This window comes from Achromobacter aloeverae, from assembly GCF_004121055.1.
GTDB classification, from domain to species: Bacteria; Pseudomonadota; Gammaproteobacteria; order Burkholderiales; family Burkholderiaceae_B; genus Bordetella_C; species Bordetella_C aloeverae.
Map to the genome: position 1 here is coordinate 448,880 of NZ_PYAL01000002.1, position 24,630 is coordinate 473,509.

Below are 24,630 nucleotides of genomic sequence, written 5' to 3' on the forward strand. Positions count from 1 at the left end.
CTCCATGCAATTTCCTGACCTGAACCTGCTGTACGCGCTCGATATCCTCCTGGAAGAAGGGTCGGTGACGGCCGCCGCGCGTCGCATGAACTTGAGCACGCCGGCGATGAGCCGCACGCTGGCGCGCATACGCGAGACCGTCGGCGATCCCATCCTGGTGAAGGCGGGGCGGGGCCTGGCGCCCACGCCCCGCGCCGAGGCCTTGCGCGACGAGGTGCGCGATGCCGTCGAACGATCGCGCCAGCTGCTGTGCCAGCGAACCGCCATCGACCCGCGCACGCTGGAGCGCAGCTTCAATCTACGCGCCAGCGATTTCTATACCGGCGCATTCGGCCAAGCCCTGATCGAGCGGGTACAAACCGAGGCCCCTCGCGTGAGCCTGCGTTTCTCGCCGGACAATGACAGCACCGAGCCCGTGCTGCGCGACGGAACGGTGGACATCTATATCACCTCCATGCGCCCGCTGGGGCCGGACATGCATGTCCAGACACTGTTCTCGACGCGGATCGTTGGCGTGGCACGCGAGGGCCATCCTATTTTTTCAGGCGATATCACGCCCGCCCGCGTGGCGGAGTTCGATCACATTGCCGTGTCGCGCATGGGACGCGCCCACGGTCCCATCGATGCCGCGCTGGACGCGCTGGGCCTGTCCCGACGAGTGGCGGTGATCGTGCCGCACGCCATGGGCGGCCTGCTCATGCTGGGTGGCACGGACCTGATCGTGGCCGCACCGGAGCACATGGCCACCGCTGCGCGTCGCCAGGGGCTCAGGGTGCGGACCTTCCCCTTGCCGCTGCCCCTGGATCCGCTGGTCCTCGTGCAAGGCTGGCATCCTCGTTACCAGAACTATGCCGCGCATCGGTGGCTACGGACGCTGGTGCGCGAGATCTGCGAGACCTTGGCGGCGACAGCGCCATGACCTCGCGGCGCGGGCCCGCGGGGCCGGCGCGATCGTTGCGTCCAATGCAAGCCTGGACTGCAAACTTGTCAATTTTCAAATGGATGGGGGTTATTTAAGCTGGGGCCTGCCGTATATGCAGCCGTATCCGTCATGCAGCCGTATCGCAGTCGCGTGGATCGGGACGGCTAGTTGTCGATGGAGGCCTTTTGTGAAGACGTTGGATCACGCTTTGTTTACCGTTCACGATACGTCGCGCTTTCCCGCGGTGGTGGTGCGTCCTACCGCCATAGCACCGGGTTATGCCGCGCAGTGGGCGACGGAGATGGACATGCTGTTGCGCCATGGCGAACGGTTCGCGGTACTTTACCTGGAGACGCCCGTCGAGGAGTCCCACGAGGATTTCAAGCAGCGCGGCATCTGGCTCAAGCAGCATCGCGAGGCGCTGGCGCGCGTTTGCACCGCGCTGGTGGTGATTGAACCCGATGCCCGGCGCCGCGACGTGGCGGCGCAGCGTGGGCAGGGCGCCAGCAAGGCTTTCGGCATTGCCCACCATGCGGTGGCCAGCCTGGACGAGGGCCTGGCCATCGCGCTGGGCCATGCGGCGCGGCAGCCGCCGCAAGACGATCGCGCGGTCGCCTACGGCTGATCCCTGGGCCGGTCGCGATCCGTCACTCCTCGAACTTTTCATGGGCGTCGGCCTGGCCCTTCTTCCAGTATCCGACCACCTTCGTCCAGGCGCGCGGGTGATCGATCTCGTCGCGCAGATATCCGCGTATCGCCTTCGCCACGCCCGCTTCCGCCGCTGCCCAGACGTATCCGTCGCCCGGCGGCAGGGCCACCGACTTCAATGCCTGCATCACCGGCGCCGCATCGTCGGCGTGTTCGGGGGGGCGATGCACCCACAGCGCGGTGTGGTCGGCGCGGGTATCGAAGCGCTGCTCGTCTTCCGCGCCGGGAACGATGCCCACCGTAATGATGCGCGTGCCGGCAGGCGCTTCTTCCACGCGGCGTCCGATGGCGGGCAGGGCGGTCTCGTCCCCGATCAGCAGCCACCAGTCGTACGACCATTCAACCACCATGGAGCCGCGCGGTCCGCCGAATTCCAGGGAGTCTCCGGCCTTGGCCTGCAAGGCCCAGCGCGTGGCGGGGCCGGCATCGTGCAACGCGAAATCGATCGTCAGCGTCCGTGCCGCGGCGTCGTGGCGGCGCGGCGTGTAGTCGCGTCGTTCGACCTCGCCGCCCTCGGGAAAGAAAAGCTTGACATGGTCGTCCGGCGACAAGCTGGCGAAATCCGCCAGGTCCGGGCCGGCAAGCACGATGCGCTGCATGTGCGGCGTAAGCCGTTCGCTGTGCTGGACGACGACGCGGCGGCTCTTCAGTTCGAAACGGACGCGCCGGGTGGGATGGTCCATGGGATGGTGGTCCACTAAGCATCTCCTTGCTTATTTGTTTACCCAAGGATCGGGTATTCGAATACTATACAGTATCCAAATACTGATTAGTATTCGAATTTCATGGAATGGTATTGCAGGGCGTTGCAGGCCGCGCCCGCGGCGTCGATGTCCGGCATGTCCTGCCGCCATCCCCTACAAGGAGTTGACCTCGTCATGACGATGCGTATGTCCCGGGAAGAAAGCCAGGCGGCGACGCGATGTAAGTTGCTGGCCGCGGCCACGAAGATGTTCGCGCGAGAGGGCTATGCGGCCGCTTCGGTAGACCGCATCGCCGCCGCGGCCGGCTACAGCAAGGGGGCGTTCTACTCCAACTTCGAGAGCAAGGAGCAGATTTTCCTGGAGCTGCTCGAGGCGCATGGCGAAGCCAGCCTGGGTAAGTTGCTGGATGCGCTGGATGGCGCCAGCGATGTCCAGGCGGCGATAGAAGCCGTGTCCGCATGGGCCGATGCCAAGGCGTCGGAAGGGAACTGGTCCCTGCTGGTCTTGGAACATCAACGCTATGCCAAGCCCGGCAAGCGCTTCGAGAAGTCGCAGGAAGCCGTCTTCCGGTCGCATTGGCGCCGCTTGGGCGGGCGCCTGGCCGCCTGGGCGCCGGACTGCGGCATCGATGCGGAAAAGCTGGGCGCCGTGGTATTCGAGTTGACCCACGCGCCCGCCATGACGTTCGTGCGGTCCCCGTCGGCGGGGGACCTGGTGCGTTATGCGCTGGACGCGCTGTTGGCGCCTGGTGGCCGGGCCCCCCGGGGACATGGGCCGGCTAAAGAAGGTCGATGAGGCGGCGAGCCCGCGCCGACAGCGGCCACTCGCCGCGCCAGGTCCACCAGAGCGTATCGACCACCGGCGCCCTGCAATCGACGACGTTGATCCTGTCCTGGCGCCTGAATACCTTGCGCGCGTATTGGGGCAGGACGGTGAATCCCAGGCCGCGCGCGACCGGTTCCAGGATCAGGCCGACCTGGTTGGTATAACCGTTGCAAGGCAGGGACCGGATGCCGGGATTGCCGGGAAAATGCCGGCTTAGCAGCCGTGTCGCCATCGCCTGCCCATCGGGATGGTCGATATAGCCCAGCGCCTGCAAGTCGCTCCAGTCGTTCACCTCGACGCCCGCCGGCGTCACCATCTCCAGCGGCTCTTCCGTATAGCGTTGGGACGCCAGGCGCGGATCGTCCGGCCGCAGCGTCACCAGACCCAGTTCGTACTTGCGTTCGAGCACCGCCGCCAGGATCTCCGGGTCGGGAGCGAAGCGGTGGCGAATGATCAGGCCCCGATGGCGCTGTTGCAGGTCCAGCAGGCGCGGATAGAGCGCCAGTCCGACGCTGCCGGGCGTGACCAGGGTGACCTCGCCGGCAGTCGCGTCGGCGTCCGAGAGCCGCGCCCGCAGGCGCTGGTCGGCTTGCTCGATTTCCGCGCAATACGCCAGGAAGGTCGTGCCCGCCGGCGTCAGCTCCAGTTGGCGCGGACGGCGTATCAGCAGCGGTCCCAGCTCGTCTTCCAGGGCGCGCACATGCTGGCTGACCGCGGCCTGGGTCAGTCCCAGCCGTTCGCTGGCGCGGGTGAAGCTGCCCAATTCGGCCACGGCCGTGAACGTGCGCAGCCATTGCGGATTCAGCATAAATATCTCTTATTGATTTGATAATCCGCCATTAGTTTACGCCGGGTCGACGGAAGGGTAGCCTGTTCCTTTTCCCAAGTTTTTTCCCAAGTTTCGTTCAAGGCGCGCCCGGTTCCAGGGTGAAGACTGCCCACGGCGCGGCTTGGTACTCCCATTTCCTGAGATTTACTGGATCAAGATGCCCGCTCTATTCACTCCCTTTTCCTTGAAGGACGTCACCCTGCGCAACCGCATCGCCGTGCCGCCCATGTGCCAATACCGCGCCGTCGACGGCATGGTCAATGAATGGCACGACGCCCACTACGCGGGCCTGGCGCGCGGCGGCGCGGGACTGGTGATCATCGAAGCCACGGCGGTGTCGCCGGAGGGCCGCATTACCCCGGGCTGCACGGGCTTGTGGAACGACGCCCAGGCGCAAGGCATGGCCCGCATCGCCGCGCGCATCAAGGCGGCGGGCGCGACGCCCGGCATCCAGATCGGGCACGCAGGCCGCAAGGCCAGCGCCAATCTGCCCTGGGAAGGCGACGATCACATTGCCGATGGCGACCCGCGCGGCTGGACGACCATTTCGCCATCCGCGCTGGTCTTCGGCGGCGGCCTGTCCAAGATGCCGCGCGAGATGACCCTGGCCGATATCGACCGCGTGCGTGGGGATTTCGTGGCTGCGGCGCGCCGGGCGCGCGATGCCGGTTTCGAGTGGCTGGAATTGCACTTCGCGCACGGTTACCTGGCGCAGAGCTTCTTTTCGGCGCATGCCAACCAGCGTACGGACATGTACGGCGGCAGCGCCGAAAACCGCGGCCGCTTCCTGCTGGAGACGCTCGCCGCCGTGCGTGAGGTGTGGCCGGAGAACCTGCCGCTGACCGCGCGCTTCGGCGTCATCGAGTTCGATGGCCGCGACGAGCAGACCCTGGCCGAGTCGATCGAACTCGTGCGCAAGATGCACGCGGGCGGCCTGGACATGCTGAACGCCAGCATCGGTTTTTCGACCATCGAAGGCCGTACGCCCTGGGGGTCCGGCTTCCTGGCGCCGGTGGCCGCCCGGGTGCGGCAGGAGACCGGCATGCCGGTGGCGTCGGGCTGGTGCATGGACGATCCGCAAGTGGCCGAACGCGCGATCGCCGACGGGCAGATGGACCTGGTCATGATCGCGCGCGCGCACCTGGCCAATCCGCACTATCCGTATGCCTTGGCATTGGCGCTGGGAAAGGAAGATCCGGCCTGGGTGCTGCCGCCGTCCTATGCGCACTGGCTGTCGCGCTACAAGGGGCCGGGCAAGGGCGCGGCGCAGTAAGCGGCGCGGCAAGCGGCGCCGCGCGCCTCAGGGCGGAAACCCTTCTATCGTCTCGCGCACGACGCGCAGCACGCCCGCCAGGTCATCCAAGGGTACCGAGCTCAGTCCCAGGCGCAGCGCGTGCGGGGCGTGGCGGGTGGTGGCATAGGCCTCGCCCTTGGATACCGCGATATCGCGCTGCGCGAGCGCACGGGCGATCCGGTCCATGCGCAACTCCTGCGGCAGCGGCAGCCATAGGAACAGCGACTCCGGATGCGCGACCAGGTCCATGCCCTGGAAGACTTGGCGCGCGTGGTGCTGCCGTTGCCGCGCGTCGCCGCGTTGGCGTTCCTCCATGCGTGCCAGCGTTCCATCGGCGATCCAGCGGGTGCCCAGCGTCGTGATCAGCGTCGGCAGGCTCCAGTGGCTGGCGCGGATATGCGCCTTCACGCGCCCGGCCGCATCCGGCGGCACGCAGACATAGCCGTAGCGCAGGCCGCTGGCCAGGCTCTTGGACAGGCTGGAGACATAGGCCGTGCGCTCCGGCGCAAGCGCCGCCAGGGGCGCGGGCGCGTTCGCGGCCAGATGCGCGTAGACGCCGTCCTCGATGATCAGGCTGTCGTGGCGGCGCGCCAGCGCGACCAGGCGCTGGCGCTGCGCGTCGGTCATGATCCAGCCCAAGGGGTTGTGCAGGGTGGGCATGCTATAGATGGCGCGGATGCGGTGCCGGCGGCAGAGGGCATCGAGCGCGTCCAGGTCGGGCCCGTCGGCCCGCGCCGGTACGGGATGCAGCGACAGCCCGCGCGCCTCGGCGGCCATCTTGAAGCCTGGATACGTCAGCGCGTCGACGGCCACGGCATCGCCGGGCGCCAGCAGGGCGCCTATCACGCAGTCCAGGCCGTGCTGCGCACCGTTGACGAGGAAGAGACTTTCCACATCGGCCTGGATGCGGCGTTCCCGCGCCAGGAAGTCGCGCAGCGCGGCGCGATCATGACGGCGGCCGCCGGGCGGTTGTTGATGCAGCAGGGCGGCGAGGTCGCCGCCGGCGGCCAGGTGGCGCAGGGCGTCGCGCAGCATCTCGCCCTGGCCCGGCCAGTCCGGATGGTTGAAGGACAGGTCCGCGGCGCCGGCATTGCGGCGCGATTCGTCGGCAGGATCCCACTCATGCCGCAGCGGCCGGTCGCGCACGAAGGTGCCGCGGCCGATTTCGCCGACGGCCAGGCCCATGGCCTTGAGCCGCGCATAGGCGCTGGTGGCGGTGGCCACGGCGATCCCGTGGCGCGCGGCCAGGTCGCGATGGGTGGGCAGGCGCGTACCGGGCGCCAGCCTGCCGGCGCGGATGTCGTCAGCCAGGAGCTGGGCAAGGGTATCGGCGCCCGGGGCCGGCGTCTCCGGGGCGGAGGACGCGCTTGCTTGATGAGCCATGGTGCGTACCTGGGACAATTTTTTGATTGTCATAGTTTACGCCGGTAGGCTGGGCGCCATCACGTCATCACCTCATCACCTCGGAGACCGCCCGGCCATGGACACGCCCGCGCCCCTGCCTATCCTCGACTTCCTGCGCCGCCAGATCGATGGCGCCTTGCCGGCCGGCGCCCGGACCTTCATGCGCTACCCCACCGCCATTTCCCAATTGCTGGATTTCCGCTTGGTCGATGTGGGACCCGCCATGGCGGTCATCGAGTTCGACGCGGACGCCGCGCTCCATGGCAACCAACAGGGCACGGTGCATGGCGGCATGTTGTGCGAGCTGGCGGACGCCGCCATCGGCACTGCGCATTCGACGCTGATGCAGGAGGGCGAGTCCTTTACCAGCATCGACCTGAAGGCGACGTTCCTGCGTCCGGTATGGAGGGAACGCCTGCGAGCCCACGCCCGCGCCGCGCATGGCGGACGCACCGTCAGCCACTATGTCTGCGACATCCTGCGGGAGGACGGCAAGCCCGTGGCCACCATCGCCAGCGTGGTGATGACGCTGCGCGGGGAGCGGGCGCGGGGGCGCTAGCGGGCCAGCCGGCTGCCTACTTGCCCAGCCACTTCGCGCTCATGCGCGCATACTCCCCATTGGCCTGCGTCAAGTGCAGCCACTGGTCGACGTAGCGCTTGAAGACCTCGTCGCCACTGGGCAGCAGATAGGCCATCTCCGCATATTGCAGCGGCTTGTCGGGATTGACCGCGCACAGTTCGGGATGCAGCTTGCTCTGGACGATCGCTTCGGCCGCCTCCGTGACGAAGACGTCCGCGTTGCCCTTGATGATCTCGTCGAAGATGGTGACGTTCTCCCCGTGCAGGGTCAGCTTCGCGTGCGAGAGCTGGCTGCGGGCAAATTTTTCGTTGCTGCCGCCGGGGTTGAAGATCACCCGTACCCCCGGCTGGTCGATCGCGGCGATGGTCTGGTACTTCGAGACGTTCTCGCAGCGCGTGATGGGGGTCTTGCCGTTGATCATGTAGGGCGCGCTGAAATAGGCCTGCTTCTGCCGCTCCAGCGACACGGAGATCCCGCCGACGGCGATATCGCATTTGCCCGCGACGAAGTCGGGCAGCAGGTTGGCCCAGGTGGTCTTGATGAATTGCGGCTTGGCATTCAAGGACGCCGCCAGTGACTGGGCCAGGTCGATATCCAGTCCTTCGAAGTCGCCGGGCGCGTGCTGGAAGCTGAAGGGCTTGTAGTCTCCCGGCGTGCACACGCGCAAGGTGGCGCTCTGCGTCACGCGCGCGAGCGTGGCGGGTGCCGACTGGGCCTGGGCGGTGACGGCGACGGTGGACAGCAGCAATGCGGCGATCGTTCGGATTTTCATGGCCAGCCTCGAATGGGAGTATGGGGAAACATGGCGCCGATCCATGGCGCCGACCGATAGTAATCCAGGCCATCGCGCCACGAGAGAGGGGCAACCCTTGGTCCGTCGCCGGCTGGCGGATGACGCGCGGAAGGATCGTGCACGCTTTTTGCTAAATTGGAGCGTCCTATCCGTCAACAAGGTGAGTCTTGGACCGCATTCTTTCCCAACTTTCCAACGCGCTGCCGCGCGCCCGTTCGCTCGACGACCTGGCGCGCCCGATGCTGCAAATGCTGGGCGATGCCACGGGCCTGGAGTCGACCTTCCTGACATCGATCGACCTGGACCAGGGCGTGCAGGAAACCCGTTATGCGCGCAACGTCGGTGCGTTGACCATCCCCGAGGGCATGGTGGTGCCGTGGGAGGACACGCTGTGCAAGCGCGCCCTCGACGAGGGCGTGATGAACACGGACGATGTTCCCTGCAAATGGGGCGACTCCGAAGCCGCGCGGGCGCTGGGCATCAAGACCTACCTCAGCGCCCCGATCCGCAATGGCCAGGGCGAGTTGCTGGGCACCTTGTGCGCGTGCAGCGCCGAGCGCAAGCCCCTGGGACCGGACACAGAGGGATTGGTGAGACTGTTCTCGAACCTGGTCGGAATCTTCATCCAGCGCGAACAATTGGTGGAAGAATTGCAGGTCGCCAATGAGCGCCTGACATCCTATGCCTTGACCGATGCACTGACCGGATTGCCCAACCGGCGCGCGCTCTACGACGAACTGGAAAGACTGCTGGCGCAGGGACGCCGCGCCAACCGCGGCGTGATCGTCGGCATACTGGACCTGGACGGTTTCAAGTCCATCAACGACACCCATGGCCACCAGGCCGGCGACATCTTCCTGCAGGAAGTCGCCCGGCGCCTGGCCGACGGCATCCGGTCGAGCGACATGCTGGGACGCATGGGCGGGGATGAGTTCCTGCTTGTCGGCCCGGGCCCCGAACTGGACCCGACCGCGCCGGCCACGCCCGCAGGCGACGGCTCGGCCGGCCTGGCCGCCACTGTCTTGGGCACCGCCCTGGCGGTGCAGGACCGCTTGGTCCGCGCCACGGTCGGGCGCTATCACATCGTCGCGCACGACATCGACTATGCGGGCGCCAGCGCGGGCGTGGTGGCGGTCAATCCGCATGACGTGGACGCGGAAGCGGCCGTGCGCCTGGCCGATCGCCGCATGTATGAAATGAAGCGCCTGCGCAAGGGCGGGGCGTCCGGGCACGACGCCTAGAGGGTCACCGTTCCGCGTCCGATCTCGATCACGCGTCCGCCCACCTGCACCTGCCCGTCCTGCGTCACGTGCAGGCGCAGCGTGCACGGCCGGCCGACCGCCTCGCCCTGGCTGACGAGGTAGCGCGCCGGCAAGGCGCGCCCCTGTTGCAGCAGCCAGCCGCCCAGGTTGGCACAGGCCGAGCCGGTGCCCGGGTCTTCCACCACCGCGCCGCCCTTGCTGAAGAAATAGCGCGCCAGCACCTGCCCGGGCTGATCGCCCGCAGGCTCCTTCTCGAAGGCGAATACATACGCCGTCTTGCGTCCCAGGCTGCTGGCCGGCCATGCATCGAAGCGCCCACTGTCGGGCGCGGCGCGGCGCACGGCCTCGGCGCTGCGCAAGGGCACCAGCAGTTGGTCGGCGCCGGTGTCGATCCAGCGTGGCGCGTCCAGCAGATCGTCCTCGCGCAGGCCCAGCATGGCCGCCAATTGCGCGGGCGGCATGGGTTCGGCGCGATGCTTTGGCGGTCCGGATTGCGGGGCGGTGAACGTCCATACGTCTTCCTGCGCCCACACCGGCACGACACCGGCCAGGAATTCCAGTTTCAGCGACGGACCCGTCGCGCGCAGGTCGCGCACGACCTGCGAGGTGCCCAGCGTCGGATGTCCGGCAAAGCGCATCTCATACCCGGGGGTGAAGATGCGCACGCGCGCATCGGCCTGGTCCGAGGGCAGGATGAAAGTGGTCTCGGACAGATTGAACTGCAGGGTCAGCGCCGCCATGGTGGCGTCGTCCAGGCCACGCGCATCCTCGAATACGCATAATTGATTGCCGCCGAACGTTGATTCGGCGAAGACGTTGAGCAGACGAAACGCGTAGGAAGCCATGTCGGAGTGCCGGTAAATGTTGGGACGAGTGATTGTAGGATGGATCACGTTCCTTCACCGGAAGTGAATCAGTCCGCCTGCTTGCATCGCGCATCGACCTCCCTGCCCGGCGTGCCAGTCGCCATCTGTAATGCTAGAAAACCGAAGTCGTGCGATCCAGGCATATCAAGGCTCGCAGGACGGTCGTCGAAAAATCGCCGGTGGTCGCGTGAGTCCCAAATAGCGTAAAAAGCGGAGCAAAACCAGAATCACACTGATTGAAGTCCACGCGCGAAGCTGGTAATAGAATCGCCTTTTTTGCCGGCCCAACCTTGGAGCGATATGTCCACAACCTTGTTGCCACCTGTCGTTCCACCGCCCCGCCGACGTCCCACCGATCTCATCTATGGCTCCGACGACCGCCTCCCGCGCGCCACCTTGGGCCTGCTCGCCCTGCAACACCTGGCCACGGCGCTGGCGCTGGTTGCGTACCTGCTGGCCGCCGCGCGCAGTGCGCAGCTCAACACGGCGGACACCCAATCGCTGCTGTCCGTGACGCTTGTCGGCATGGCGATCGCCACCGCCATGCAGGCCTGGGGCGGCAGGGCGGGCGCGGGCCGGTTGCTGGTGCACATGCCCAATCCTTTCATGATTACCTTCGCGGCCATCGCCATGCAGCGTCATGGCATGGGCGGGATGGCCACGCTGACCTTTGTCGGCGGCGTGGTGGCCCTGGCGATCAGCCCATTGATGCAGCGGCTGCGGGCGGTATTCCCTCCTACCGTGGCCGGCGTGGTGGTTTGCTTCGTCGGTATTTCGCTGGTCGGCGTGTCGGTGCGCCATGCGCTGGGGCTGGATGCGGACGGCGTCATCGACGGCACCAGCCTGACCATCGCCGGCGTGACCTTGGGCGCCATCATCCTGTGTTCGGTATGGGGCACGCGCAGCGTCCGCTTGCTGGCCCTGTTGATCGGCATCGGCGCGGGCGTGGCGACGGCGGCGATGTGCGGGCAGATGCATGGCGGCGCGGCCTTGTCGCAAACGCCATGGATGGCCTTGCCGACGATACATCCCCCCGATTTCTCGGTGACCTCCGACCTGCTGATCGCGGTGGGCTTGATCTCCGTGCTGTCGCAGCTGGACACCGTCGGCAGCGTCATCATGATGGAAAAAATCGAGGATGCAGAATGGCGGCGCGCGGACATGCGCAGTATCGGCCGTGGCGTCCAGGCCAACGGCCTGGGCGATGTCCTGGGCAGCCTTCTGGGCGGATACCCGACGGCCATTTCCTCGGCCAATATCGCGCTGTGCCACGCCACGCGCTCGACCGCGCGCCGCATCGGCTTACTGACCGCGGCATTGATGGCGGCCATTGCCTTCCTGCCCCAGGTGACGCTGGCGCTGACCTTGATTCCCACCGCCGTGCTGGGCGCGGTGGAATTGTATGCGGCGGCGTTTCTCATCGTTTCGGGCATAGAGTTGATTGCGTCGCGAGCGGTGGACAGCCGGGGCATCTTCACGGTGGGCTTGTCCTTGTGCGCGGGGCTGGCCGTCATGTTCCTGCCGGCCCTGCCCAGGCACGCGCCGCATTCGCTGCAATTGCTGGTGGGCAGCGGGTTCATCGTCGCGGGGATGACCGCCATCGTCCTGAACCTGTTTTTTCGCCTGGGTACGGCGCGCCAGGTGCAGCGCGCGTTCGAGCCGGGCGCCACGCCGATCGGAGAGCAGGTGATCGCCTTCGTCGAGCGCCAGGGCGGGGCCTGGGGCGCGCGGCGTGATGTCGTGCAGCGCGCCGCCATGGCCGCCCTGGAGGCCGTGGACGTCCTGCAGCAGGATGAACGGCGCTGCTTGTGCGGCCTGCGCGGCATGTTCGACGAGTTCAATTTCGATATCGAGCTGCTTTACGACGGCCCGGCGCTGGTGCTGCCCAGCAAGCAGGGCGGCGCCACGCCGCCACTGTCCGTCGACGATCTGGACGACCAGGGTTTCGACGCCGCCATCGAAGCGGCGGTGACGCGGGTGTCGAACACGCTGGTGCGGCACTGGGCCGATCGCGTGGTCGTGGGTGCGCGCGGCGGCGAAGGGCACCTGTTGCTGCATTTCGATCATTGAGCCGGCAAGGCGTTGGACTGCCTGTCAGTGTTCTGTCAGCGTGCTGCCGGGAACGCGCCCGGCGACACGCGCCCGCATCCCGCAGTCGGGCGAGAGTATTGGCGCGGGCTTGCCGCATTGAACTTCCTGCCTTTGCCCTTATCTTACGGGGGTTATGGGAGGGCTCACCATGTACCCCGCTTATTCGAGATCCATTGCAGGATCGTTCCTGCTGGCCGCCTGCCTGCTCATCGGCGGCAATGCACTGGCCGCCGACGCGACGCCGGACCAGGTCTACCAGGCCGCACAGGCCGGAAACTATCGTCAGGCCCAGGAGATGATGGACCAGATCCTGCGCGACCATCCGAATAGCGCCAAGGCGCATTTCGTGGAAGCGGAGCTGCTGGGCAAGCAGGGCAAGCTGCAGCAGGCCCAGGAGGAGTTGAGCACCGCGCTGCGCCTGGATCCCAGCCAGCGCTTTGCCAAGCCCGGCGCCGTGGATGAACTGCGTTCGCGGATCGCCTCGGGTAGCGCATCGCGGGCGGGCGGCGCGTCCGGCGGCATTCCCTGGGGCATGGTGCTGGGCATCGCGGGGCTGGCGATCATCGTGTCGCTGGTCCTGCAAGCCCGCCGCCGCGCCGCCTATGCCGCGGCGGGGCCCGGTCCCTATGGCCAGGGCGGCGGCGTGCGCACGTCATCGCCCTATGGCGGTCCGCCGCCTGCGGGCCCCCAAGGCGGATATGGCTATCCCGGCGGGCCTGGCTCTGCCCCTGGCTCCGTGGCCGGCGGCGCGGGCTCCGGCATCTTGGGCGGCCTCGCTACCGGGGCCGCCGTCGGCGCAGGCATGGTCGCGGGCGAGGCGCTGATGAATCGCGTATTGCACGGCGGGGCCACGGCGTCGGGCAATGTCGCCGACGGCGGCGTGGCGCGCGACGCCGGCGCACACGATGCCACGCAAGCAGGCTATGACATGGGCGGCAGGGACTTCGGCCTGCGCGATGCGGATTCATGGGACGATGACGACCCCACCCGCAAGCTGAAGAACGGCGACGATGGCGGTGGCCAGACCTGGAATATCGACTATCCCTGGAACAATGGCGACGCGTCGGGCGACGGCGGTGATTCCTGGGATGGCGGTGGCGGCGGATCCGACGACGATTGGACCTGATCGGGTCATCGCTGCGGGCGTCCTATCCCTTATGGCAGGCCACTTATGGCAGGCCACTTATGGCAGGCCACGCATCATCGGCCGCTGCAGTCCGTCGCATTGCCGCGGCTGGGCCCGGAATGTTCGAATAGACCTACCGGTTCACCGACGAATAGCCTGAGGAATGTTCATGCCGTCTTTATCCCTTGCTCCGGGCCGCCGCCCGCGCGTACGAACCCATGCCTGCATGGGGGCCGTCCTAGCGGCCGCCCTGGCCTTGTCGTCGGGGGCCGCCCACGCCAGCGATGCGCGCGAATGCCGGGCGGCCGGCGGCAAGCTGCTGCTGGGCCAGGTCGTCACCGCGCCGAAGTTCAAGCATGGGATGTACAAGAAGGGCGTCGAACTGTCGCACACGCACCTGACGTTGAAGGACCAGGCCGGACAGACCTACGACGTCGCGATCGACAACGTCTTCGCGTCGGGTTATCGGCCCAACTCCAAGGCGGTGCCTGCGCCGCTGGACGCGATCGCGGTCGGCGACCGGCTGGAAGTCTGCGGCATTCCCTTCGAAGGCGGCATCCACTGGGTCCACAACAATTGCGGCGATACGCCGACGAAGTCGGATCCCAACGGTTGGATCAAGGTAGTCCGGGCCGATGGCAGCGTGGGTCCCAATCTTGAGGACAGCCAGACGTATTGCCGACTCTGGCCGCGACGATAAGCTGGGGAGGCCTCCGTGCAAATTGGTGACCTAGCGTAAACCCGTGGTTGTAAGATAACTTGATATACGGATAAGCTGTGCGCCATGACGTTCTCCATAGGCGCGCTACCTGGCCCCCGCGGCGGACGTCTCCAATAATTCCTACATACGAGACAGGCCATGGCGATTTCCGAGGAGGCGGCCGGCAAGCATGCCGGCCGGGTCGTATTGTGTACCGGCGCGGCGCAAGGAATAGGACGCGCCATGCTCGATGCCTTTGCCGAGCAGGGGGCCCGCCTGGCCTTGCTGGACATCGACGCCGCCGGGCTGGCCAATGCGCGCGAGCAGCTGCAACAGGACCATCCCGGCGTCGAGGCATTTTGCGTCGTCGCTTCGGTGTCCGACGATGTCCAGGTCGCGCGGGCCTTCGACGCCGTGCGCGCGCATTACGGACGCCTGGATGTCCTGTTGAACAACGCGGGCATTTCGATGAACAAGCCGGCGCTGGACCTGGCGCCGGCCGATTGGCGGCGCGCCATCGATATCGATCTTTCCGGCGTGTTCTATTGCTGCCAGCAGGCCGCGCGGCTGATGTCGGCATCCGGCGGCGGCGTGATCGTGAATACGGCGTCGATGTATGGCGTGGTGGCCGCGCCGGAGCGGGCGGCTTATTGCGCGGCCAAGGCCGGCGTGGTGGCGTTGACCAAGTCGCTGGCCGTGGAGTGGGCCGCGCTGGGCATACGCGTCAATGCGCTGTGCCCGGGCTACGTCCGGACCGCGTTGGTGGATGCCTTGATAGCGCGCGGCGCCCTGGATGAAAGCCGCATCCAGGCTCGCACGCCGGCCGGGCGCCTTGGTACGCCCAAGGAGGTGGCCGGCGTGGCCTGCTTCCTGGCCTCGGATGCCGCGGCTTACGTGACCGGCCACGCCATGCTGGCCGACGGTGGCTGGACCGCCAACGGATACTTGTAGGAATCGCCATGCCTCAACTGACGCCCCTGACCCCGCGCTCTTCCTGGACCGCGCTGACGACCACCGACCAGGACTGGGAGAACGCGGCCCCCGCCTTGCTGGGCACCCTGTTGGCCCATTGCCACCTGATTCGCGGATTCGAGGAAACTGTCCTGGACCTGGCCGCGCGAGGACTGGTGCACGGACCGGCGCATTCCAGCATCGGGCAGGAGGGCGGCGCGGCGGGATCCATCGTGACGCTGCGCGCGCAGGACGGCGTCAACGGCTCGCATCGCGGCCATCATCAGTTCCTGTCGAAGTCGCTCGCTTACCTCTGCCCCGACGGCATCGACCCGCGCGCCGAACTGGCGCCCGCTGTCCAGGGCTTGCTGCAACGGACGCTGGCCGAGATCCTGGGCCTGGCGCAAGGGTTCTGCAACGGCCGGGGCGGTTCCATGCATTTGCGCTGGACCGAAGCGGGGGCCCTGGGTACCAATGCGATCGTCGGCGGCGGCGTTCCCATGGCGGCGGGACAGGCCTGGGCACAGCGCCATGCCGGCAGCGACGCGGTGATGATCAGCTATTTCGGCGACGGCGCGGTGAATATCGGCTCGGTGCTGGAGACGATGAACCTGGCGGCCGCCTGGAAGCTGCCCTTGTGTTTCTTCATCGAGAACAACCGTTACGCGGTATCCACCCATGTGGAGGAAAGCACCGCCGAGCCGCGCCTTTCCGCACGCGGCCTGGGCTTCAATATACCCAGCTGGCAGGTCGACGGCATGGACCCGTTGGCGGTCCACCTGGCAATGCAGGCGGCGCTGGATCATATGCGCGCCGGCAAGGGACCCACGGTGATCGAGGCCGATGTCTACCGGTTTTTTCACCAGAACGGACCCTATGCGGGCAGCGCCTTCGGGTACCGGACCAAGGAAGAGGAGCAGGCGTGGCGCGCCCGCGATCCGCTGGTCCTGATGGCGGTCCGCATGCAGGCGCGCGGCCTGATCGATGAGGCGGGCGTGCAGGCCTTGCGCGAGCGCGTGCGGCAGTCGATGCGCAATGCCGTGGCGGCATTGACCGAGGACGATCCCCAGGCCGGGGAGGGCAAGCGCCGCATCCGTCCGGCCTTGTGGCCGTCCACCGATTTTCGCGACGTCGGCATCCTGGGCGACCTGTCGGAGATGCAGGGCTTGCGTTATGCGGATCACGATAGCGGCCTGGTGCGGCAGGCCGAGCGCCCATTCATCGATGTGGTGGCCGATGTCATGGACAGGCGCATGAAGCAGGATCCGGGCATCGTGGTGATGGGCGAGGACGTGCACCGCCTGAAGGGCGGAACCAACGGCGCCACGCGCGGGCTCGCCCAACGCTATCCGGACCGCTGCCTGGGAACGCCCATCAGCGAGAATGCCTTCGTGGGGCTGGCGGGCGGCATGGCGCTGGATGGCCGCTATCGGCCGGTGGTGGAGTTCATGTATCCGGACTTCATGTGGGTGGCGGCCGACCAGGTGTTCAACCAGATCGGCAAGGTACGCCATATGTTCGGCGGCCGCGACGACGTGCCGCTGGTGCTGCGCACGAAAGTCGCGATGGGGACGGGATATGGGTCCCAGCATTCGATGGACCCAGCGGGGATTTTCGCGACGTGTCCGGGATGGCGCATCGTGGCGCCGTCCAATCCCTACGACTATGTGGGATTGATGAACTCGGCATTGCAATGCCGCGATCCCGTGCTGGTCATCGAGCACGTCGATTTGTACAACAGCCAGGGACCCGGCCCGGTCGACGACTATGACTATTTCCTGCCGGTGGGCAAGGCCGCGCTGCGGCGCAGCGGTCCCGACGTGACGGTGGTCGCCTACCTGTCGATGGTGGGGCATGCCGCCGAGGCGATGGACCGCTGCGGCCTGCGTGGCGACCTGGTGGACCTGCGCTGGCTGGACCGCGCCAGCCTGGATTGGGAGACGCTGGGCGCCAGCATACGCAAGACCAATAACGTGCTGATCGTCGAGCAGGGCGCGCGCGGGACATCCTATGGCGGGTGGCTGGCGGACGAGATCCAGCGCCGCTACTTCGATTGGCTCGATCAACCCGTGCAACGGGTGACGGGCGGGCTGGCGGCGCCCAGCATCTCCAAGGTGCTGGAACGGGCGGCCGCCGCGCGCACCGACGAGGTCGTCGCCGCGCTGCGCGAAGTCATGGCCAACCAGGGAGCCGCGTGATGCCCACCTTGATACGCATGCCGGAGATTTCGGCGAATGCCGCCGCCGCGCAATTGGTCGAGTGGCTGGTGGAGGAGGGCGCTGCGGTGGCGGCTGGTGACGCCGTGGCCAGTATCGAGACCGACAAGGCCGTCGTGGACCTGGAGGCCGGCGCGGCGGGGACGCTGGCGCGCCGCCTGGCGCGCGCCGGGGAGCAGGTGGCGGTGGGCGCCGCCGTGGCGGTGGTGCTGACGCCGGGAGAGTCGGCGGATGCGATGGAGGCCTGGCTCGCGCAGCAAGCGGGAGGCGGCAATGGGCACGCAGTCGCGCCCGCGGCTACCTCCGCGGCTGTATCCGTGCCGCTGGCCCCTGCAATGGAATCGACATTGGCGGCACCCGCAACCACACCCGTGGCACCAGCACCTGCACCGGCACCCCCACCGGCACCTGCACCGGCACCCCCACCGGCACCTGCCCCGGCAAGCCATGCCTCGACGCCATCGTCACAGGCTCCGGCCCCGACGCCGGAGCGCTTCTTCGCCAGTCCCCTGGCGCGCAAGCTCGCCCGGCAGGCCGGCATCCCGCTGGAGGCATTGCAGGGCAGCGGTCCGGCGGGCCGGGTGATCAAGCGGGATATAGAGCGGGCCCAGGCAGAACGGGACCAGGCGGAACAGGCCGGGTCCGTCGGCCGGAACGCGGCCGCCGCCGCGTTCGAAACCCTCCCTCACTCCCCCATGCGCGCCACCATCGCGCGGCGGCTGACCGAAAGCAAACAGCACATCCCCCATTTCTACCTGCGCGGGACCTGCCGCATGGAGGCCTTGTTCGCCATGCGCGAACAACTGAATCATCGCGAGCATGGCGGGCACGACGAGGACAGCCACGCCGTCCGCAAGTTCTCGGTCAACGATTTCATCATCAAGGCCGCCGCCTGCGCCTTGCGGGACTTGCCCGACACCAATGTCATCTGGACGGAGACGGCCATGCAGCGCTATCGCCAGGTCGACATCGCGGTCGCCGTCGCCACGCCCGGCGGGCTGATCACGCCCGTGTTGCACGCGGTGGAATCCATGTCGTTGACGCAGCTGAGCGCGACCATGGCCGAGCTGGCGTCCCGCGCTCGCGCGTCCCGCCTGCTGCCCCGCGAGTACCAGGGAGGAACGTTCGCCATCAGCAACCTGGGCATGTATGGCGTGACGGAATTCGCCGCGATCATCAACCCGCCTCAGTCGGCGATCCTGGCCGTGGGCGCCAGCAATCGTGTTCCGGTGGTCGACGCCGACGGCCGGCTCGATACGGGTGTGGTCATGACGTATACGCTATCCGTCGATCACCGCGCGATCGACGGCGCTTTGGCGGCCAAGTGGATGGGACGGTTCCAGCAGTACATGGAACGCCCGGCGACCATGCTTGTATGAACCAGGGATAGCCCCGCACGCGGCGCCGGCGGCCGGCGCGGGGATCATTCCCGCAACGACAGACCCGTTCTGGATGAAATGCCATGACCAAGTATGACTTCAAGGACCGCGTCCTGGTCCTGACCGGCGCCACGGGCGGCATCGGCAGGGCAGTGGCGCGCTTGTTCCATGACAACGGCGCCCGCCTGTACCTGATCGACCGCGACGCGTCCGTCCTGGCCGACCTCGCGCGCGAGCTGGGCGCGGATCCGGAGCGCGCCGCCGCCGACAAGGTCGAGGACGTCCTGTCGCGGGACCTCGCCGCCGCCCGCGTACTGACCCATGCGATGGACGTCGCCTCGCCCCGCGACGCGGAAGCCGCCGCCGCGCGCGTCGGCGCCGCGTGGGGAGGGGTGGACTTCCTGGTGCCCGCGGCGGGCATCTACCCCGCCGATCCGCTGGCCGACATGAGCGACGAGCAATGGCGCAAGACGCTGGCCATCAACCTGGACGGCGTGTTCTACCTGACGCAGCGGCTGGTGCCCTTGCTGCGCGCGGGCAGCGCCATCGTCAACCTGAGTTCCATGGCAGCCCACCGTGGCGCCTTGCGCAACGCGCATTACAGCGCGTCCAAGGGCGCCTTGCTAAGCTTTACCCGCAGCATCGCCCGCGAACTCGGCCCCGGCACGCGGGTCAATGCCGTTTCTCCAGGTATCATCGAGACCCCCATGGTGGCGGAGCTGCTGAAGACGCGGGCCGACGAATCGGTATCGCAGTCCATGCTGAAGCGCCTGGGCCGCGCCCAGGAGGTCGCGACAGCCATCGCCTTCCTGTGCAGCGACGACGCCAGCTTCATTACGGCGCAAGTGCTGCACGTGAATGGCGGGCTGTACGTGCCCGGCTAGCCCGTTGACCGAGGAACCCCGATGACCGATGCCGCGAAGAAACCCCCCTCGTTCGCCGCGCTGCGCGCGGAGCCGCCGATCGCGCGCGCGGCGACGCTGCCGGCGGAAGTGGCCGAGCGCCTGCGCGGCGCCATCGGCCGGCGCGATATCGTCGACGAGGACAACAAGCTGCCTTCCGAGGCCGAGCTGGCCCAGGTCTATGGCGTCAGCCGTCCGGTGATCCGCGAGGCCATGTCGCTGCTTAAGGCCGACGGCCTGGTGATCGCCCACCAGGGCCGCGGCCAGTTCGTCAATCCCGCCGGCAGCAATGTATTCCGGCTGGAGCCCAACGTCGAAAGCAGCGAAGACCTGCGCGAACTGTTCGAGTTCCTGCTGTCGGTGGAGGTCCCGGCCACCCGCCTGGCCGCGGAACGCCGGGGCGCGCGGGAACTGCGTGACATCCAGCAGGCCTATGCGCGGCTCTACGATGTGACGCGGGACGCGGGTGACGGCGCCGACGAGGACGGCGAATTCCACCGCGCCATCGTCCGCGCCAGCGGCAACCGCTATTTCATGGCGTTTTCGGACTTCCTGGATGCTCGCGTACGGCGCATGATCCGCCTGGCGCGCAAGAACACGCGCACCCGGTCGGCGCAATGGGTCCTGCAGGTGCAGCAGGAGCATGAAGCCATCCTGCGCGCGATCGAGGCCGGCGATGCCGACGCGGCCAGCGCGGCGGCCGCCGCCCACCTGAACAACGCCGCCACCCGGTTGGCCTTGTACCAGGGGCGGGGCGGCTGAATCAGCAGCGGCCTATCCCGTCAGGTCATCAACCACCCGCCCGCCACGTCCACCACCTGGCCGGTGATGAAGCGCGCCTGGTCCGACGCCAGGAACAGGCAGGCATCCGCCACTTCCTCCGGCGTTCCCAGGCGTCGCAGGGCGGTAATCTCCGCCACCGCGTCATTGATTTCGCGCGGCACGCTCTTGAGCAGCGGGGTGGCGATGCGCCCCGGCGCCAGGCCATTGACGGTGATGCCGTACTCGCCCAGTTCTCCCGCCCAGTGCCGGGTCAGTCCGATCAGCGCCGCCTTGGTGGCCGCATAGTGCCCCGCGACGATGTCGCAATAGGCCTTGCCCGCGACGGAAGACATGTTGATGATGCGTCCGCGCCGCTGTTTCACCATGTGCGGGGTGGTCAGGTGCGCCATGTAGTACACGCTGTTGAGGTTGACCGCCATGACGGTCTCCCATTCCTTCGGCGGCATTTCCCAGACCTTGAGGGCGCGGCCATTGGTCTTGGGCGAGATGCCGACGTTGTTGACCAGGATATCGGCGCCGCCCAGCGCCGCGCCCAGCTGGTCGCAGGCCGCCCTGCACGCGTCGAAATCCTGCACGTCCGCGTTGGCGTACAGCACACGGTGGCCGGCGGCCTGTAGCTCGTCCTGCAGCCGGGCCCCGCCTTCGGGGTCCCGGTCGATGAGGCCGACGGCGGCGCCTTCGGCGGCAAGCGCGCGCACGATGGCCGAACCGATGCCGCCGACCGCGCCCGTCACATAGGCTGTCTGCGCGGCGAAGCGCGCGCCCGCGGCCGCGCCGTTCCCAACACCACCGCCGGCCGTGCTCATTCCTGCACCTTGAGGGCTATCTTGCCGATATGCTGGCTGCTCTCCATCAGCGCATGGGCCTGAGCCGCCTCGGCCAGGGGAAAGACCTTGTGGATCACCGGCAGGCATTTGCCCTGTTCCATCAACGGCACCACCTTCTCCGCCAGGGCCTGGGCGATGAGTCCCTTGTCCTCGTCGCTGCGCGGTCGCAAGGTCGAACCCGTGAAGTTCAGCCGCTTGACCATGATGGGCGTGGCGTCGATCTGGGCCTTGCTGCCTTGCAGGAATGCAATCTGCACCAGGCGGCCATTCACCGCCAGCGAGCGGATGTTCCGATTGATGTAGTCCCCGCCCACCATATCCAGGATGACATCCACGCCTTGCTTGCCGGTGCCGGCCTTGATGGCGTCTTCGAAATCCTGTTCCTTGTAGAGGATCACGTGGTCGGCCCCGGCCTTGCGGCAGGCCTGCGCCTTTTCCTCGTTCCCCACGGTGGTCCAGACCTCGGCGCCGAATGCATGCGCGAGCTGGATGGCCGTCAGCCCGATCCCGCTCGATCCGCCGTGCACCAGGAACTTCTCGCCCTTGGCCAGCCGCGCCCGGTCGAACACATTGGTCCACACGGTGAAGTAGTTTTCCGGCACGCAAGCCGCGGCCAGCAGGTCCATGCCCTTGGGCACGGGCAGGCAATGCCGCTCGTCGGCCAGGGCGTATTCCGCATAGCCGCCTCCCGGCGTCAGGGCGCAGACTTCATCGCCCACCTTGCGTCCCCGCACGTCCGGCCCGATGGCGACGATGCGCCCGGCCACTTCCAGGCCCAGGTAGGGGGACGCGCCCGGGGGCGGGGGATAGGCGCCCGCGCGTTGCAGGCAGTCGGGGCGGTTGATGCCCGCATAGGCCACTTGGATCAGCACCTGCCGTCCGGCGGGCTGTTCCCATTCGCGCTCGGCGAGCGTCATGCAGGCGGGCGCGCCGCCCTGGCCGTGATCGATGTACTTGAATTTAGCCATGATGAATTCCGGTTTCAGTGTCCGAGGTAAGCCTTCTTGACGTGCGGGTCGTTGAGCAGCTCCGGGCCGGTGCCGCTACGCACGATTGCGCCATTTTCCAGCACATAGCCGCGATCCGCCAATCGCAACGTCCGGAAGACATTCTGCTCGACCAGCAGCACGGTGACGCCGACGGCGGTCACCTGGCGGATGACGTCGAACATCTGCTGCACCAGCAGGGGCGACAGTCCCAGGGACGGTTCGTCGAACATCAATAATCTGGGATCCGCCATCATGCCGCGCGCGATCGCCACCATCTGCTGCTCGCCGCCCGACAGCGAACCGGCGAACTGGCCCAGCCTTTCGCGCACCCGGGGAAAGATGTCCAGGACCTCGGCCATCTTGCGCTGGGCGCCGGCCCGCGCCGCGCGCTTGAACGACCCCATCAGCAGGTTGTCGCGCACGGTGAAATGCGGAAACAGCTGACGCCCCTCCGGGATCATGGTGATGCCCGCGTCGACGATGTCGTAGGGGTTGCGGTTGGTCAGGTCCTGGCCCATGAATTCCACCTTGCCGCCGGTACTGCCCATGACGCCGCACAAGGTCTTCAACGTGGTGGTCTTGCCGGCGCCGTTGGCGCCGATCAGCGTGACGATTTCTCCCGCATGCACCTCGAAGTCCAGGCCGTTGAGCACCTGGGTCTTGCCATAGCCGGAGCAGAGTTTGGAGACTTTAAGCATCTTGGTAGTCCTTGCCCAGGTAGGCCTCGATCACGGCCGGATGTTCGACCACCTCGCGCGGCGTGCCGCTGACCAGCACGCCGCCCTCGTTGATGACGATGATGCGGTCGGACAGGGCCATGGTGGCCTGCATCATGTGCTCGATCAGCAGGACGGACACGCCGCTGTCGCGGATGCCGCGAATCATGCGGATGGCCTCTTCGATGTCGGTGGGGTTGAGTCCGGCCATGACCTCGTCGAGCAGCAGGATGCGCGGACGGGTGGCCAGGGCGCGCGCGATCTCCAGCCGCTTCATGCCGCCCACCGTGAGGTTGCGCGCCTCGGTATCCAGGAAGCGGGTCAGGTGGGTGCGCTCGGCCACCTCGCGGGCGATCTGCTCGGCCTCGTCGCGGTCGGCGGTGTTGATGAACGCGCCCAGCATGATGTTTTCCAACACGGACAGGCCGGTGAAGGGCTTGGCGATCTGGAACGTGCGGCCCAGCCCCTTGCGCGCGAACTGGCTGGGCGTGGCGCACTGCACCCAGGCGCCGCTGGCGTCGCGCATCGAAACCCGGCCCTGGTCGGGCGCCAGGAAGCCCGACAGCAGGTTGAACACCGTGGTCTTGCCCGCCCCGTTGGGTCCGATGACGCCGAGGATTTCGTGGCGTCCGAGTTCCAGCGAGACATCGTTGGTGGCGCGCAGGCCGCCGAAATTCTTGAACAGGTTCTCGGCCTTGAGGACAGGCGTTGCTTGCGCGTCGCCGGTGGCGGACCCGGCCGGGGTCGCGCGGCTTGCCGCCGGCCGCCGCGTCCCCAGATAGGGCAGGCGGTCCAGCAGGCGTTCCACCATCGGCCCGAAGGCGCCGGCCAGGCCGCGCGGGATGGTCAGCACCACGCCGACCAGGATCAGGCCGTAGACCAGGCCATGCATGCCGTTGCCCACGCCGCTCAGCCAGCCGCGCGCCAGTTCGGCGATGGGCAGCACCAGGAAGGTGCCGGCGATGGGACCGCTGACCGTGCCCAGGCCGCCGATCAAGGCGAACATGGCGATCTGGATGGACAGGTCCAGCGAGAACGCCGAGCCCGGGTCGACGAAGGTGAGATAGGTGATGTGGAAGCTGCCTATGATGCTGGTCAGGGCGGCCGAGATCACCGCCGCCAGGATCTTCATGTTGACGGTGTTGATGCCCACCGCGCGCGCCGCGTCCTCGCGTTCGCGGATGGCGATCAGGTAATGCCCCATGCGCGACTTGCGGATCATCCACGAGGCCCACACCACCACGATGAAGAGGCCGTAGGCGATGATGACGTAGTTCATCTTTTCGCGGAACACCATCCACGTCCAGCCGATGTTCAGCGGCAGGCTGATGCCGCTGGAGCCCCCGGTCCAGCTTTCCTCATGGATGACCAGCAGGCGCACCACTTCCAGGATGGCGATGGTGGACAGTGCGAAAAAAGGGCCTTTCAGGCGCAGGGTGGGGTAGCTGATCACCACCGCCACCAACGCGGAAATCACCGCGCCGGCCAGCATGCCTATCCAGGGCGTGATGCCGAAGTTCTGCGTCAGCAGGGTCGCCGTGTAGCCGCCTATGCCGTAGAACACGGCATGGCCCAGCGACAGCTGGCCGGCGTAGCCGCCGACGATGTTCCAGGCCACGGACATGGCGGAGAACACGAACAGCAGCACGAAGAGATTGGTCCAGAACGGCGTGCCCAGGATGGCGGGCACGAGGAACATGGCGACCAGAAGTATCAGGCTGACATAAGCCTTGGGACTGCGAAAATCCGGAATCATGTCTCGC

Annotated in this window: 23 protein-coding genes; 14 read left to right on the plus strand and 9 right to left on the minus strand. The window is 67.3% G+C overall.

Going from position 1 to position 24,630, the window contains the following annotated elements:
* Nucleotides 1-4: 4 nt before the first annotated feature.
* Together C7R54_RS08945 and C7R54_RS08950 are read left to right on the plus strand one after the other, a co-directional pair.
* On the plus strand, nt 5-919 hold the full coding sequence (locus tag C7R54_RS08945) for a LysR family transcriptional regulator (protein WP_129149843.1): 915 nt from the start codon (nt 5-7) through the stop codon (nt 917-919).
* Nucleotides 920-1,130: 211 nt separating this feature from the next.
* Complete coding sequence (locus tag C7R54_RS08950; RefSeq protein WP_240039442.1) at nt 1,131-1,547, plus strand: hypothetical protein; 417 nt, start codon at nt 1,131-1,133, stop codon at nt 1,545-1,547.
* A gap of 22 nt (nt 1,548-1,569) precedes the next feature.
* Here the strand turns inward: C7R54_RS08950 and C7R54_RS08955 are convergent, their stop codons facing one another.
* Nucleotides 1,570-2,328, minus strand: coding sequence for a siderophore-interacting protein (locus C7R54_RS08955; protein WP_240039443.1), 759 nt, complete (start codon nt 2,326-2,328; stop codon nt 1,570-1,572).
* Nucleotides 2,329-2,508: 180 nt separating this feature from the next.
* Here C7R54_RS08955 and C7R54_RS08960 point away from each other — a divergent pair, with 180 nt between their 5' ends.
* Nucleotides 2,509-3,129: a TetR/AcrR family transcriptional regulator gene (locus C7R54_RS08960; RefSeq protein WP_129149844.1), complete on the plus strand. Its 621-nt coding sequence runs from the start codon at nt 2,509-2,511 to the stop codon at nt 3,127-3,129.
* Here C7R54_RS08960 and C7R54_RS08965 read toward each other — a convergent pair.
* Nucleotides 3,113-3,967, minus strand: coding sequence for a LysR family transcriptional regulator (locus C7R54_RS08965; RefSeq protein WP_129149845.1), 855 nt, complete (start codon nt 3,965-3,967; stop codon nt 3,113-3,115). The genes C7R54_RS08960 and C7R54_RS08965 overlap by 17 nt on opposite strands.
* Nucleotides 3,968-4,145: 178 nt before the next feature.
* On the opposite strand from C7R54_RS08965, the gene C7R54_RS08970 reads away from it, so the two are divergent.
* Nucleotides 4,146-5,261, plus strand: coding sequence for an NADH:flavin oxidoreductase/NADH oxidase (locus C7R54_RS08970; protein WP_129149846.1), 1,116 nt, complete (start codon nt 4,146-4,148; stop codon nt 5,259-5,261).
* Between the two features lie 27 nt (nt 5,262-5,288).
* Here C7R54_RS08970 and C7R54_RS08975 read toward each other — a convergent pair whose 3' ends face one another.
* Nucleotides 5,289-6,665, minus strand: a complete 1,377-nt coding sequence (locus C7R54_RS08975) for an aminotransferase-like domain-containing protein (RefSeq protein ID WP_129149847.1) — start codon at nt 6,663-6,665, stop codon at nt 5,289-5,291.
* 97 nt (nt 6,666-6,762) lie between these two features.
* On the opposite strand from C7R54_RS08975, the gene C7R54_RS08980 reads away from it, so the two are divergent.
* A complete protein-coding gene (locus C7R54_RS08980) occupies nt 6,763-7,245 on the plus strand; it encodes a PaaI family thioesterase (RefSeq protein ID WP_129149848.1) in 483 nt (160 codons plus the stop codon).
* A gap of 16 nt (nt 7,246-7,261) precedes the next feature.
* On the opposite strand, the gene C7R54_RS08985 is transcribed toward C7R54_RS08980, so the two are convergent.
* Entirely contained in the window at nt 7,262-8,038 is a 777-nt protein-coding gene (locus tag C7R54_RS08985) for a transporter substrate-binding domain-containing protein (RefSeq protein WP_129149849.1), read from the minus strand.
* Nucleotides 8,039-8,226: 188 nt separating this feature from the next.
* Between C7R54_RS08985 and C7R54_RS08990 the strand changes: the two genes are divergently transcribed.
* Nucleotides 8,227-9,300, plus strand: a complete 1,074-nt coding sequence (locus C7R54_RS08990) for a sensor domain-containing diguanylate cyclase (protein WP_192903620.1) — start codon at nt 8,227-8,229, stop codon at nt 9,298-9,300.
* On the opposite strand, the gene C7R54_RS08995 is transcribed toward C7R54_RS08990, so the two are convergent.
* Nucleotides 9,297-10,166, minus strand: coding sequence for a PhzF family phenazine biosynthesis protein (locus tag C7R54_RS08995; RefSeq protein ID WP_129149850.1), 870 nt, complete (start codon nt 10,164-10,166; stop codon nt 9,297-9,299). The two genes, C7R54_RS08990 and C7R54_RS08995, sit on opposite strands and share 4 nt — an antisense overlap.
* 321 nt (nt 10,167-10,487) lie before the next feature.
* Here C7R54_RS08995 and C7R54_RS09000 point away from each other — a divergent pair, with 321 nt between their 5' ends.
* The 8 genes from C7R54_RS09000 (at nt 10,488) to C7R54_RS09035 (ending at nt 20,314) form a co-directional block, all read left to right on the plus strand.
* Nucleotides 10,488-12,257: a uracil-xanthine permease family protein gene (locus C7R54_RS09000; protein WP_129149851.1), complete on the plus strand. Its 1,770-nt coding sequence runs from the start codon at nt 10,488-10,490 to the stop codon at nt 12,255-12,257.
* 169 nt (nt 12,258-12,426) lie between these two features.
* A complete protein-coding gene (locus C7R54_RS09005; RefSeq protein WP_192903621.1) occupies nt 12,427-13,404 on the plus strand; it encodes a tetratricopeptide repeat protein in 978 nt (325 codons plus the stop codon).
* Between the two features lie 226 nt (nt 13,405-13,630).
* Entirely contained in the window at nt 13,631-14,104 is a 474-nt protein-coding gene (locus C7R54_RS09010; protein ID WP_129149853.1) for a hypothetical protein, read from the plus strand.
* Nucleotides 14,105-14,263: 159 nt separating this feature from the next.
* Nucleotides 14,264-15,055 carry an SDR family NAD(P)-dependent oxidoreductase gene (locus C7R54_RS09015; RefSeq protein WP_129149854.1) on the plus strand — a complete coding sequence of 264 codons (792 nt, stop codon included), beginning with the start codon at nt 14,264-14,266 and terminating at the stop codon, nt 15,053-15,055.
* Nucleotides 15,056-15,063: 8 nt separating this feature from the next.
* On the plus strand, nt 15,064-17,253 hold the full coding sequence (locus C7R54_RS09020; protein ID WP_129149855.1) for an alpha-ketoacid dehydrogenase subunit alpha/beta: 2,190 nt from the start codon (nt 15,064-15,066) through the stop codon (nt 17,251-17,253).
* On the plus strand, nt 17,253-18,650 hold the full coding sequence (locus C7R54_RS09025; protein ID WP_129149856.1) for a 2-oxo acid dehydrogenase subunit E2: 1,398 nt from the start codon (nt 17,253-17,255) through the stop codon (nt 18,648-18,650). The genes C7R54_RS09020 and C7R54_RS09025 overlap by 1 nt, the downstream gene beginning before the upstream one ends.
* Before the next feature lie 83 nt (nt 18,651-18,733).
* Nucleotides 18,734-19,534, plus strand: coding sequence for an SDR family NAD(P)-dependent oxidoreductase (locus tag C7R54_RS09030; RefSeq protein ID WP_129149857.1), 801 nt, complete (start codon nt 18,734-18,736; stop codon nt 19,532-19,534).
* A gap of 21 nt (nt 19,535-19,555) precedes the next feature.
* A complete protein-coding gene (locus C7R54_RS09035) occupies nt 19,556-20,314 on the plus strand; it encodes a FadR/GntR family transcriptional regulator (protein WP_129149858.1) in 759 nt (252 codons plus the stop codon).
* 20 nt (nt 20,315-20,334) lie between these two features.
* Here the strand turns inward: C7R54_RS09035 and C7R54_RS09040 are convergent, their stop codons facing one another.
* The 4 genes from C7R54_RS09040 to C7R54_RS09055 are packed head-to-tail and all read right to left on the minus strand — an operon-like array spanning nt 20,335 to nt 24,623.
* On the minus strand, nt 20,335-21,141 hold the full coding sequence (locus tag C7R54_RS09040; RefSeq protein WP_129149859.1) for an SDR family oxidoreductase: 807 nt from the start codon (nt 21,139-21,141) through the stop codon (nt 20,335-20,337).
* A complete protein-coding gene (locus C7R54_RS09045; RefSeq protein ID WP_129149860.1) occupies nt 21,138-22,130 on the minus strand; it encodes an NAD(P)H-quinone oxidoreductase in 993 nt (330 codons plus the stop codon). The genes C7R54_RS09040 and C7R54_RS09045 overlap by 4 nt, the downstream gene beginning before the upstream one ends.
* A gap of 14 nt (nt 22,131-22,144) precedes the next feature.
* Nucleotides 22,145-22,849 (minus strand): ABC transporter ATP-binding protein, encoded by a 705-nt coding sequence (locus tag C7R54_RS09050; protein WP_129149861.1) that lies wholly within the window; start codon nt 22,847-22,849, stop codon nt 22,145-22,147.
* Entirely contained in the window at nt 22,842-24,623 is a 1,782-nt protein-coding gene (locus tag C7R54_RS09055; RefSeq protein WP_129149862.1) for a branched-chain amino acid ABC transporter ATP-binding protein/permease, read from the minus strand. The genes C7R54_RS09050 and C7R54_RS09055 overlap by 8 nt, the downstream gene beginning before the upstream one ends.
* Nucleotides 24,624-24,630 lie beyond the last annotated feature (7 nt).